This is a genomic window from Salegentibacter mishustinae, from assembly GCF_002900095.1.
Taxonomy (GTDB): Bacteria; Bacteroidota; Bacteroidia; order Flavobacteriales; family Flavobacteriaceae; genus Salegentibacter; species Salegentibacter mishustinae.
Map to the genome: position 1 here is coordinate 2,840,454 of NZ_LLKN01000002.1, position 12,459 is coordinate 2,852,912.

Genomic DNA, 12,459 nt, shown 5'->3' on the forward strand with positions numbered 1-12,459 from the left:
TCGCACATCACTATTCAATCGGCTCCACCTTCACAACCTCTACCGACTTATTCCTAACCTTTCCGCTATCTTGAATAACGCGGGTAACTTTTAATGTCAATTTTATCATATCATAATCTGGAGCTGGAAAGTCAAATAGATTTGCTACCGATTTATAGCGAAATGCTTTTGCTAAAAGACCTAGATGTCTAATACTATATTTATGGCGTTGGATAAATGATTCAACATTACCTACAAAACTTTTTGAGACTCCCATCTTTTTGCTTAAGTCTTGTTGAGTCCAATTATTCCTTTCTCGAAGTTGTTTTATGTATAGGATAAAAAGATAATCTAAGTGAGATATTTCACTGTAGACAGTTGTAATTAAAACCTTTTTATTAGACATAAATCATAAGTTTTTTAAACCAACATATTGGTTTATTAAAAAATGTTTCTTATATTTGTTTCGATAACAATTCAAATCATTATTAATGAGACTTGTACGGATTTAATTAATCCATAAAATACTGTCACTCCCATATTGGGAGAGAACTAACGATGTTGCTCGTTCGAAAAAAAGACCAAGCATTTCCATACGAGTTGACCGTGAGTTCGTCCAAAATTGCCAGAAATAGGTATCTTTACAGAGCCTTTCTGGCGGACGCCTCTCGCGTTAAACTTCTGTATGGACGTCAAAGCTTTTCGAAGCTAAGGCGGGGTTAAAGCTTGGTCGTTTTACCCTTTCGGACAGAAGTGTGAGGGGCGTTTTTTTGTATCTCATCTATCAGCAAATCGTTTACATAATTTTGAAAACTATGAAAACGAGAAGAACAGACCCATTAAAGCACTTCTACGGTAGTAAACCGGCAAAAGGTTTTGTCTCGTACCATAGCCTTAAGGTACAACCCCGATCGTTACAACCTATATCAAAAAACATCAAATGCGCCCCAGAATAATGAGGGCGTAACCGGTCCGCTACCTGTGCAAAATAAACAGGCATTGCCAGAAGGGTTAAGACACTACATTATATGGTTATTCGCAATGCTATAAATGTAATAGGTTTTCCTTATTCGTGCAAATCCAAAATTTGCGTTCTTAGGTGAGCAGGGCCGGTTTTGGTATTTAATAAATTAACCTACACTATAATTTATTTCAGGCCAAAGCGGTCACCGGTTGCAAAATCGCAGCTGTATTCACTAATTCCTAGCTTGCGGGAGCAGGAAAAATCACTTAAACAATCCCGTGGGTCGCCGTTGTGAGCCCTATAATTTTCAGCGGCTTTTGGGTGGGGCTCCGCTGGAGCCTTGGGTAAAATTATTGGTGAATAGGTTTAAGTGAAACCGGTATTTGGGCACCGGTTTAGAAAAAAAAGAAATTGCTATTGAAGAAAAGTTTGAATTAGCCTATAAGCAAAAAGACCTTCCTCCTAAAGATTGGCGTCTGTGTGGGGAAGGCCTAAGCTTAAATAAAACAATGTTTCATTCAAAACACACGTAAAATTATGAAAAATAATTACTCGCGCCTTAAATGGGTGGCGCTAATTATTATAGGCGGGGTACTCTTCTTCCTGTCCAAGGCTGCTAATGCAGCAACCACTACTCCCCTGCCCTTGCAGCAGCAAGAAGTTTCAGGTGTAGTAGAAGATCAAAACGGCCTTCCTATTCCAGGTGTTACCGTTACAGTAAAAAATACCAATAGAGGAACAGTAACTAATTTGGATGGAGCATATAACATCATTGCTCCTGCCAATGGGACTTTGGTTTTTTCCTATATAGGTTTTAAAACAGTAGAAATCCCGGTAGATAACAACGAAGAAATTAGCATTCAATTAGAGGAAGATGTTTCTGCCCTTGGCGAAGTAAAAATTAATGCTGGCTATTACAATACTACTGAACGAGAACGAACTGGGAATATTTCAAGAGTTACCGCAGAGGAAATAGAACTACAACCGGTGGTAAGTCCTATACAGGCCCTGGCCGGTAGAATGGCGGGGGTAGAAGTTACTTCCGGTGGCAGCCATCCTGGAATGGCTCCTACTATAAAAATTAGGGGAACCAATAGTTTACGGGAAGAAGGAAACTATCCTTTATATATTATAGATGGTGTTCCTATCAATTCAACCCCGGTAGAAAGTAATTCCCTTATGTCAAGTGCGGGGATAGATCCGTTAAATAACCTGGATGTCTCTAATATTGAAAGTATAGAAGTTTTAAAAGATGCCGATGCTACCGCTATTTATGGCTCCAGGGGAGCCAACGGAGTTATTCTAATTACCACAAAAAAAGGACGTGAGATTGGGACCAGCGTGAAAGCAAGATTTTATACTGGCATGGCAACAGTTCCTAATCGATGGGATTTATTAAATACCGAAGAATACCTTGAGATTCGAAGAGCAGCTTTTGAAAACGACGGAGTTGAGCCCACAGAAAGAAATGCTTATGATCTTTTATTGTGGGATCAGGATCGTTATACCGACTGGCAGGAATTTCTTTATGGAGGGACTTCTGAAACAACTAATGCAAATATTACTTTTTCAGGTGGAAATGAAACTACTTCATTTAGATTTGGTAGCTCCTATTATACCCAGGGCACAGTTTATCCCGGGGATTATGATTACCGAAAAGTAACCGGGAATCTAAATCTTAATCATCGCTCTGGAGACAATAAATTCAACCTAAGTCTTTCCCTAAATTACGGAGTTGACACCAACAATTTAGTGGGAAATGTAGGATTCAATGCCACCACAGCATTTTTGCCACCCAATGCACCTGAAATTTTCAACAATGATGGATCCCTGGCCTGGGAAGAATGGGGGGTGGCCGGACTTGATAATCCGCTGGAGGGCTATTTTAATACCAGCAATACGCAAACCAACAATTTCATTTCAAACCTTACTTTATCCTACGAAATCTTTCCTGCATTAAGGTTTAAAACCAGTATGGGATATTCCTATTATGATTCAAAGGAAATGAGAAAACAACCTTCCCAATCGTATAACCCTGCTGATGAAACACCGAATAACTCTTCACACTTAAGCGCTGGCCGAAAATCCTGGATTTTGGAACCACAAATTTTATTTGAAAAGTCTTTCAATAATTTAAAAATTGATGCAATAGTAGGAGCTACTTTTCAAGAAAACATCCAAAACCAGGAAGGTTTCCGGGCAACCGGATATGCTTCGGAAGCATTAATCGGCAATATCGCCGCAGCTGAATCAATTATAAATGCCAGAAGAGAAAGTGCAGAATATAAATATGCAGCCCTATTTTCAAGAATTGGCATTAACTGGGATAGAAAATATTATATTAATCTTACCGGAAGACGGGATGGCTCGTCTCGGTTTGGCCCTAATAATAGGTTTGCCAATTTTGGTGCTGTAGGAACTGCCTGGATTTTTACCGAAGAAAATTTCTTTAAAGAAAAACTCCCATTTTTAAGCTTCGGGAAGTTAAGAGGAAGTTACGGTACCACAGGCAATGATCAAATAGGAGATTATGGTTATTTAAATGCCTATGAAGCAACCGATGGCCCCGGGGGATTATACCCCACTGGCCTGGCCAACCCTAATTATTCCTGGGAAGTTAATAAAAAACTTGAAGTAGGTCTTGAAATAGGTCTTTTTGAAGAACGTATTCGTGCAGGATTTAGTCGTTACCGAAACCGTTCTTCCAATCAATTGGTAGGTTATCCACTTCCAGAGATTACCGGTTTCACCTCAGTACAAGCCAATTTACCTGCAACAGTTGAAAACTCCGGTTGGGAATTTGAATTTTCAAGCCTCAATATAGACAGCAAAGAATTTAGATGGCAAACTTCTTTAAATGTTAGTCTCCCAAAGAATGAATTGGTTAACTATCCCGATATTGACCAGTCTTCATATGCCAATACCTATCGGGTAGGTTACCCGTTAAATATTTCCCTTTTGTTTGATTATACCGGCTTAGATCCTGAAACGGGTTTTTATACGGTAAGAGATGTAAATGAAGATGGAAGCTTTGATTACCAAGACCGTATAATTATCCAGGATTTAAACCGTGAACTGTTTGGTGGCATAAACAACAGCTTTTCATTTAAAAATTTTAACCTACAATTTTTATGGGAGTTTGTAATGCAAGAAGGTTTACAAACTAGCTTTGATGGTGGGACAGTAGGTAATTCAAGATCGGTTGCACTGGCTACACTTGCAGGAGAATCCGTTTATCAAAAAATTTCACAATCTGCACAGGCAAGAACTGCTTATGGCTATGCTATCAATACTTCAATTCCTGTTGAAGATGCATCTTTTGTACGCCTGAAAACTATAACACTTAACTATAACCTGCCAAAAGCATTCACGCGGAAATTTGGAATGGAAAATTGGAGACTTTTTCTTCATGGCCAGAATCTATTGACCTTCTCGGAATATTCCGGAATGGATCCCGAACGCACTTCTTCAGGGATTGGAAATCTGAGAACGATAACTGCGGGTCTTGAAATAAACTTTTAAAACTTTTTAATTATGAAATCACGACTTTCTATAAATAACACATTTGTAATTGCTATAGCGCTTCTATTCCTCTCGTGCGAAGATTTCGTGGAAGTAAGCTCTCCAAATAATAAGCTAATACAACAGGATGTTTTCAGCACTGATGCAACAGCGAGAAGTGCAATGAATGGAATTTACAATCAATTATTCAAGGCAGCATTTTCAAATGGCTCCAGAAGCAGTGTAACTGTCCTGTCCGGATTATCAGCCGATAATATTCGGAATATTAATCCGAGTAATTATACCCGGATGGAATTTGAGGAAAATGAATTGATCCCCGATAACCCAAATAACCTTTATTTGTGGTCCAGTGCCTATAATATTATTTATATGGCCAATTCCTTATTGGAGGGAGTATACAACTCCGAAAATTTAAGCGAAGGTGTCAAATTACAATTAGAAGGTGAAGCCAGATTTATTAGAGCCTTTAGCTATTTTTATCTTGTAAATCTCTATGGTGAAATACCCCTTTTAACAACCACTGAATATAACAATAATCAATTAGCTTCGAGATCTCTTATTGAGGAGGTATATGATCAAATAATAAATGATCTGGAAATTGCTGCTGATGTATTAGGTACGGATTATTTAAATGGAGAACGTACCAATGTTAACAAATATGCAGCTACAGCATTGTTAAGTCGCGTAAACTTACACCTGCAGAATTGGGAAGATGCTGAGAGTCTAAGTAGCCAGGTTATAGCGGAAACTGGCACCTATCAACTTTTGGATAATCTCAACGATGTGTTTTTGGTTAATAGCAAAGAAGCTATTTGGCAAATTTCCCCAATAGGAGATGGAGGCTTTATTAGTAATACCAACGAAGCAAGTATGTTTCTTATCCATCCTGTGTTTTCATTTGTGGCCAGTATACAACTTCGAGAAACTTTTGTGGAGATTTTTGAAGAAGATGATTTAAGATTTAATAATTGGATAAGCTATCACAATGAGGAAGAGGCCTTTTTCGCCTATAAATACAAAGTTTGGAATACGAGTGAATTCCCTATTGAGGAATATTCTATGGTATTACGCCTAGCAGAACAATATTTAATTCGGGCTGAAGCGCGGGCAAGACAGGGAAACATTTCAGGTGCTGTTGAGGATCTAGATATTATAAGAAGTAGGGCCGGACTGTCCTTAATAGCGGATACCAGACCTGATATCTCTCAGGAAGAGTTACTTGATGTAATCATAGAAGAGCGAAGAAAAGAATTATTTGCTGAATGGGGTCATAGGTGGTTGGACTTAAAACGTATAAATAAAGCAGGAGAAGTCTTAGGACAATCTAAACCAATGTGGGAAGAAACGGATGTTTATTATCCTATTCCTGCAGAAGAGCGAAGAAAAAACCCAAACCTAGATCAAAATGACGGCTATTAATTTCCGAACTATAAATAAAACTTACAAATCATACTTTTTCTTAGCAGCATTTCTATTCCTGTGCATTGGAAGTGGCCGAACGCAGGAAAATAGGAAGGGACTCAAAGAAGAAAGTTTACAATTGGATAGTTTGGTAAGGTATGGGAGCCTTGACAATGGTTTCACCTATTATCTTCGAAAGAATGATGTTCCATCCAATCGTATCGAGCTAAATATGGTTGTAAAAGCAGGAATGTATCATGAGGATAAAGATCAATTGGGATATGCCCACCTTTTAGAGCACGTTTTAGCAAAAGGGACAAAGAATTTTCCAAGCCTGGATGCCAAATTTAGTGGACCCGCACAAAATAAAAGTGCCAAAACGGGATATACATTTACCTGGTACTATGCTACTATTCCATCTCAAAATAAGCCATTATATCAAGATGGGCTACAAGTGCTTAGGGATTGGGCACGTGGCATACGTATAAACCAAAAGTCTATAGCTGTTGAACAGGCTGCGGTATTAGGTGAGATGAGAACGATTAATCCTTATAGGGACTGGAAAAGCAGGGTCATTCATAAAAAAATTTTAGAACCTACTGATTTTAAAACTTTCAATTTCAAAAAGGAAAAAACAAGTATCCAAAATTTTAACCCGGATTCTTTTCTTCGGTTTTACCAAGACTGGTATCGACCGGATTTACAAGCTGCAATCATCGTTGGAGATATTAATCTGGATAATACGGAATTAGAAATAAAGCGCTTATTTTCGGATTTGAAAGTACCAGAAAACCCAAAAAATGCTGAAGCCTATGTAAATGCTCAGAAGTTTGAATTGGATGGGGAAATTTGGTTTACAAGTGTGCTTGATAGTGTACGTTCCAATCTTCGATCAACAATATTGCGAAAGCAACCTAATTATTCTTACAATCCAAGTTCTAAATCTGATTATAGGTCTTTCTTAATTCAGGAACTTTATTGGCTATTAATTGAAGAAAAACAAAACCAATTTGAACAGCAACGTCACCCCCCATATTCCAATTTGAATCTTAATTATAGGCGAAATCTGTTAGGAGGAGGACAAATTTTGGCTTCAAAAATGGAAATTGATTTTGAAACAAATGATACCACACATATGAAAAAGCGTCTGGAAAAAACAATGCTAGCCTGGAGACAAATGCATTTGGGAATAACTAGTTCTGATTTAGAAAAAGGCAAGAAATCGCTAATGCAAAAATATACAGAAAGAAACTCTTATCCTTCCTCGGAGTGGATTAGTAGGTTAAAAGATCATTTTGTAAAAGGTAGCGCAGCCCCTCATCCAAGCGTAGAATCAAAATTGGTTTCTGAAATTCTTGAACAGATTAGCCTTAGGGAAATGACAGCTTTTATAGGTGAACAAGCAGCACTGAATAAAAATACAGATTTTATATTTTTTAGCGAAAAGATTGAAAGCATACCCTCAGATGAAAAATTAAGGAAATGGATCAGGGAAATTAGTGCCAAAGAAGTAACTCCTTTAAAGCCACTACCTCCTCCCATACATTCTTTAGCAAAAGCAGCCAATATCCCGAATAAAGTAAACAAGAATGATTTTGGACAAAAAGAAAATATTATTGGTGTAACTACAATAAAGCTTAAAAACGGAATTAAATTAGTCCTAAAACCAACCAAGCCACGTTCTGATAATTTCAAAAATAAAATTTCATTTCAAGCTTTTCGATCAAATCGAAACCCCTTAAAAAATCGCAAAAAATATCTGGCGACAAAGGTTTATCCTGAGGTAATAAGATATACCGGTGCCGGACCCTATAACAAATTTGAATTGGAGCGCTTTAAAAATGAAAAGCACTTAAATATTAATTTTAGGCAAACTAAGGATTTTCAATTGATAACTGGGAGTAGTACTCAAGAGTCCTGGAATGAACTATTTAACCTCTTGTATTTATATATGAACAATCCAAGGAAAGATTCGGTTGGCTTTGCTGGATGGAAGGCTCAAAAGAAAGAACAATTGAGCGGGTTTGGACTGAGGGGTTCAACCAGTTTTATAAAAAATGAAATTCTAACTAAATGGTATCCACAGCTTCCAAAAATGAGAATGAAGGACCTAGAAAACTTAACAGAGGAAGAAGTAATAAATGCCTCCAAAAAATGGTTTAATAATTTCCAAGACTATACATTTATAATTACTGGGGGTTTTAATAAAAGTCGTTTAATACCTCAAATAGTTCAAAAACTTTCAAATTTTCCGGCACGTAGGGAAGTGTTTTCAGGAAAAACGACCGGTTTTGATTTTCCTTTGAAAAAAATAGATGACACCCTTTATTTTAAAAATATAAACCAAGCTTTTGTTAATCTTTATTACCCGGTTAAGGTAACAAGAGATTTAAAAACTCAAGCTATATTAAGGCTGTTGTCTAGAGCATTGGGAGATCGCATCAGAAAAAGATTACGTGATGGTTGCTATGCACCTATTGGAAATGGAGAATGGCTTGATACTAAAAATGGAATTTTTACATTTTTCATCCAATTTAACAGTGAACTTGGTAATGAAGAGAAAATGATTCGATATGCCAGGGAAGAATTTTTGGCATTAAAAGAAAAAGGTGTAGAAAGGGAATGGCTGGAAAAAAACATTGCTAAGGAAGTAAAGGGGTTTGAAGGACGTTTTAATAATTTTGGTTATGGAAATTTCTGGCCTGAATACCTTCAGTCTAAATTGGTGGTTGGAGAAAATTATGTTCAGGATATTTTACAGTATGGCACTTTATTGGAATATTTTATATCCTTAGAAGAAATCAATAGGGCAGCCAAACGATATCTAACCGAAGAAAACATGCAAAAATTTCTTTCTCTTCCTGAAAGTAGGAAGCAGGTAAACTAAGTTAAAAGGCACATCACTTTACGCGATGTGCCTAACATTCAATTGAGCAATTAAAGTTCAATAACCATTGGATCCTCAGAAGAGCTTCCTTTTGGCTCTTCATCGTTCCTTTCATCGTAGACTTCATATATTGGTCCGTTTTCCCCGTCTTGTACGCGGCAGGTAAATTCCCCGGTTTCACATGGTTGCTCATCAATACTCACCCAAGTAGTTCCATTGAGTAAAATATAGTCCTGTGCTTGCTCCACTGGTTCCGGCTTCGGCTCCGGATCTACCGTAGCAAAGGTCAATCCTATGGCAAATATCATTGCCAACATCGGTAATAAAAATTTTAAATTTTTCATCGTATTAAATTTATAGATTAATAAATAATGCCGTTGTAAAACAGGTAATCGGCTTCCACCTGCATCATCGCGCAATAAAATCTTTAGGAGTGTTACTGAAAACGAAGTAGGGCTTATAGTTTTTGCTTCTTAACTTCATTCTTCAAAAACTCCATTTAAAAGCTTTTAATTCATTGATCATCAACAGTGTAAATATCAGTAAAAATACTTAGTCAAAGTGGAGGTAAACTTGTCAGATCAGTATAAATTCATCCAAATTTTATGAATTTCGGGTGATTTTTTTGTAAAATCTAGGAGTTACATGAGTTTCCTTTTTAAAACTCTTCGAAAAATGGGGGTAAGAACTAAAGCCCATCTTAATTGAAATTTCCGTTAGGGAGAGACTCGTATTTTCAATGAGTATTTTACATTCCCGAATGCGCTGCTTATTATAATATTGGTTTGGGGTACAACCAAAAATCTCTTTGAACCCAGTCTTTATTTTATATTCATTGGTATTGAAGAGCATAGCTAATTGATCTAAAGTTTTAGGAGGTTCATCCAAATGGTGAATAATATAGATATGGATTTCGTGAAATAATTTTTGGTCCCATTTTGAAAACGTTTTGATTTCAGAATTTTCTGGTAATTCTGAGAAAAAATCTTTAGAGCCATCCATAAGATAAGAAGTCACTATATATTTTTCCTCTACTACACCTGTTAACCTAGAGACAACAGTATGCAAATTTATTTTTAGCAGTTCATCAAAATGATATTCCAAACGGATATCAAAAGATTGTTCTTTGCCTGCTATGAACTTCAGGATTTTTTTCTCCCAAGTTTCCTGAAATTTTCTAACAAGTAGTTCAGAAAATGCTTTGCCTAAAATATTATTTTGGGCAACTTCAATATTATCAGGATGCTTATAGCTATAATCCATCACCCTTAAATTTTTGTCCAACAGAAAGTTCGCTGTTCGGATCACCATAGCTTCGGTATTTCTATTAAGCCATAAAAATTGATGCCGCTTTCTATAAAGTTCTTCTGAAGTTTGATTTGCATAAGCATTGAGCCCTTCGAGCTCATCCCTGTGGTGGGTGCGTTTGATTTGAAAGGCAAAATTGCCTTTAGCTATTTCGGTAAGCATGCGGTATATACCACGTAAATTTGCCCTATTAAATTCACGTTCCATAATTGTAGGTTTAGATTAATATTTCATTGGGTGTAGGGTTTTAAATAATGCATAGCCTGGTTTTTATGTTTAAAAATCTGAGTCGGTATTTTATGATTGTGAATTTTGAGATAGAATTCGGTAAGCCGAATAGCAACCGGAGATGTGGAATGAAGTGCCAGGGCATTTATTAGCAATGTCCCTTCTTGAACAAGGTAGTGCCGGGCATCTGAATGTGCTCCAACAATACCGTCAAGATTACAAAAAACCGGATATTCCTTGTTCTGCTGAAATTCCATCCGGTCTCGAGCAATTCTTTTGGCAACTTTTAGAGAGACTACAAGATCTGGCTTATAATCTACGAATAGAATACCATCTTCAATCCAATATGTACCATACTTACCTTTAAACATAAGGGGCTGTTTATTTTTGTTAAGTAGGGTTTTTTAAGGGAGTATCTGGAAGAACCAGTTTTACATATCTCAAATATAAAAGATAAAATTCAATTAATACTTATACAATCTGGAAGTAAACTTGTGAATTTAATTAATATTTAGCAGTTTTTCTGCTTTTAACATCTCGAATCATATAATTTGAGCTAATTTATTGCCAATTAGGGTCCCCTGGTATAATATATCTAAACAAAACCAAACTTGAAAAGAGCCCAACAACGATTTTATATATTTTCATTTACTACCAGCATGTTCGAAAAGACTATGTCGACATTTAGCGAAAAGGTTGAAGGCATTATCAAGTCGGAGGATTCCGATTTGAAAAAGGCTGAATGCGGTATAAATCTTTGTATCAAAACCTTATCCCGATTGCAAAAGCTGGTGGACCGGGAAGATTTTGAGGATAGCCAATCGGAAATTGATTTTTTCAAAAACATCAAACCCTACCCGATGAGCTACCTTATCTATTTCACTGAGGTACGTTCTTGCGAGCTCTTATTGCCCAAAGCAGGGAACTCTCATAAAGTGCGATTTCTGAAAAAAGAAATCAAGAAAATCAATAAGTTCTTTTCAACGAATAACGGATTTGTTCATTATATGGAACAAAACCATAGTTATCTGGATCACCAGTTCTTTAGCCGTCAGAGTCAGGTGGACTTTTCCCTTACCCCTTCCATTAATTATTACGAAAATCCTGAGTTTTCTACCAGTCATGATATGCTTTGGGCCAAAGTACAGGCACTGTATCGTTACATCCATTATATCCGTGAACAATTAGAGCGGTTAGAGCCCGGCAGTAGTTCTGAATTTAGAGAACGACAACCCAGTCTTTTAGTCTGGTCAGGCGGAAAAACTGATTTAATTGAGCTTATATATGCCTTGTTTGCCAGCGGATATTTAAACCACGGAACATCAGACATTATTACCATTTGCAAGGCTTTTGAGGATATTTTTAATATCAAGCTGGCTAATCCCTATAAAACCTACTCCAATATTAAAGCTCGAAAAGGCGACCGCACTAAATTCTTAAACCTGTTAATAATGTTGCTTGAGACCAAAATGAATAAGGATGATGATTAATAGTACCAATTAACCATGTACCCCTGCCCCTGCTAGTAAATTATCTTTCTCCATCTCATTATCCAATACTTTTCAATTCTTGCAAAGGAGTGCAACCACTTTCAATTTTCTTTTATTTTTTATTCTAAAAACACGTAAGTAACCACGTAGTTACGTGTTTTCGGTTTTGTCTATTATTTCCAGCACAAAATTCATTTTTCAAGGCACTGAATTTACCAAATTATCTCAAATCGTATCAAAAACTATGAAACGTTAAAGTTTTACGTAGTTACCACATCCCTATATAAAAACTCTCAAAGGTTAATTACAATTTTGACAGGAGACTTTTTTAATAACCTGAAGGGGGCTATTTAAATTATTATAACCTATAGTCCCCTTTTTAAAATCCATTGTATTATGCCTACATCAATTATTACCACCGACGATTTAAGAGAATTTAAAATGGAACTGCTGGATGACATTAAAAAACTGCTTGCCCAGCAAAAGTCAGGAAGGATTAAAAAGTACCTGAAATCTGCTGAAGTTATGGATCTTCTCAAGGTAAGTCCTGGAACGCTTCAAAACTTAAGAATAAACGGTACGTTGCCTTATACCAAAATAGGTGGGCTCATTTATTACGAGATGGATGAAATCCAAAAAGTAATGGAAGAGAATCGTGTGCATCATTTAGAATACTAAGC

At 36.6% G+C, this 12,459-nt stretch carries 9 protein-coding genes; 5 read left to right on the forward strand and 4 right to left on the reverse strand.

The window, feature by feature from the left end; translation table 11 throughout:
* Nucleotides 1-10: 10 nt before the first annotated feature.
* Entirely contained in the window at nt 11-385 is a 375-nt protein-coding gene (locus APB85_RS15595; protein ID WP_057482310.1) for a helix-turn-helix domain-containing protein, read from the reverse strand.
* A 1,095-nt stretch (nt 386-1,480) separates the two neighbouring features.
* On the opposite strand from APB85_RS15595, the gene APB85_RS15600 reads away from it, so the two are divergent.
* The 3 genes from APB85_RS15600 to APB85_RS15610 are packed head-to-tail and all read left to right on the forward strand — an operon-like array spanning nt 1,481 to nt 8,753.
* On the forward strand, nt 1,481-4,465 hold the full coding sequence (locus tag APB85_RS15600; protein ID WP_057482311.1) for a SusC/RagA family TonB-linked outer membrane protein: 2,985 nt from the start codon (nt 1,481-1,483) through the stop codon (nt 4,463-4,465).
* A 12-nt stretch (nt 4,466-4,477) separates the two neighbouring features.
* Nucleotides 4,478-5,884, forward strand: coding sequence for a RagB/SusD family nutrient uptake outer membrane protein (locus APB85_RS15605; protein ID WP_057482312.1), 1,407 nt, complete (start codon nt 4,478-4,480; stop codon nt 5,882-5,884).
* Nucleotides 5,871-8,753: a M16 family metallopeptidase gene (locus APB85_RS15610; protein ID WP_057482313.1), complete on the forward strand. Its 2,883-nt coding sequence runs from the start codon at nt 5,871-5,873 to the stop codon at nt 8,751-8,753. Before APB85_RS15605 ends, APB85_RS15610 begins: the two co-directional genes overlap by 14 nt.
* 50 nt (nt 8,754-8,803) lie before the next feature.
* On the opposite strand, the gene APB85_RS15615 is transcribed toward APB85_RS15610, so the two are convergent.
* The 3 genes from APB85_RS15615 to APB85_RS15625 form a co-directional block, all read right to left on the reverse strand.
* Entirely contained in the window at nt 8,804-9,097 is a 294-nt protein-coding gene (locus tag APB85_RS15615; protein ID WP_057482314.1) for a DUF6520 family protein, read from the reverse strand.
* A gap of 259 nt (nt 9,098-9,356) precedes the next feature.
* The gene (locus tag APB85_RS15620) at nt 9,357-10,268 is read right to left on the reverse strand and encodes a helix-turn-helix domain-containing protein (RefSeq protein ID WP_075325756.1); all 912 of its coding nucleotides are present in this window, start codon (nt 10,266-10,268) and stop codon (nt 9,357-9,359) included.
* Between the two features lie 23 nt (nt 10,269-10,291).
* Nucleotides 10,292-10,660, reverse strand: a complete 369-nt coding sequence (locus APB85_RS15625; protein WP_057482316.1) for a DUF7793 family protein — start codon at nt 10,658-10,660, stop codon at nt 10,292-10,294.
* 408 nt (nt 10,661-11,068) lie between these two features.
* On the opposite strand from APB85_RS15625, the gene APB85_RS15630 reads away from it, so the two are divergent.
* Together APB85_RS15630 and APB85_RS15635 are read left to right on the forward strand one after the other, a co-directional pair.
* Nucleotides 11,069-11,779 (forward strand): RteC domain-containing protein, encoded by a 711-nt coding sequence (locus APB85_RS15630; RefSeq protein ID WP_229792170.1) that lies wholly within the window; start codon nt 11,069-11,071, stop codon nt 11,777-11,779.
* A 396-nt stretch (nt 11,780-12,175) separates the two neighbouring features.
* Complete coding sequence (locus tag APB85_RS15635; RefSeq protein WP_037317115.1) at nt 12,176-12,457, forward strand: helix-turn-helix domain-containing protein; 282 nt, start codon at nt 12,176-12,178, stop codon at nt 12,455-12,457.
* The last annotated feature ends 2 nt before the right edge of the window (nt 12,458-12,459 follow it).

Coding starts and splice junctions, on each gene's coding strand:
- APB85_RS15595 (WP_057482310.1), bottom strand. CDS start 385: ATGTCTAATAAAAAGGTTTTAATTACAACTGTCTACAGTGAAATATCT.
- APB85_RS15600 (WP_057482311.1), top strand. CDS start 1,481: ATGAAAAATAATTACTCGCGCCTTAAATGGGTGGCGCTAATTATTATA.
- APB85_RS15605 (WP_057482312.1), top strand. CDS start 4,478: ATGAAATCACGACTTTCTATAAATAACACATTTGTAATTGCTATAGCG.
- APB85_RS15610 (WP_057482313.1), top strand. CDS start 5,871: ATGACGGCTATTAATTTCCGAACTATAAATAAAACTTACAAATCATAC.
- APB85_RS15615 (WP_057482314.1), bottom strand. CDS start 9,097: ATGAAAAATTTAAAATTTTTATTACCGATGTTGGCAATGATATTTGCC.
- APB85_RS15620 (WP_075325756.1), bottom strand. CDS start 10,268: ATGGAACGTGAATTTAATAGGGCAAATTTACGTGGTATATACCGCATG.
- APB85_RS15625 (WP_057482316.1), bottom strand. CDS start 10,660: ATGTTTAAAGGTAAGTATGGTACATATTGGATTGAAGATGGTATTCTA.
- APB85_RS15635 (WP_037317115.1), top strand. CDS start 12,176: ATGCCTACATCAATTATTACCACCGACGATTTAAGAGAATTTAAAATG.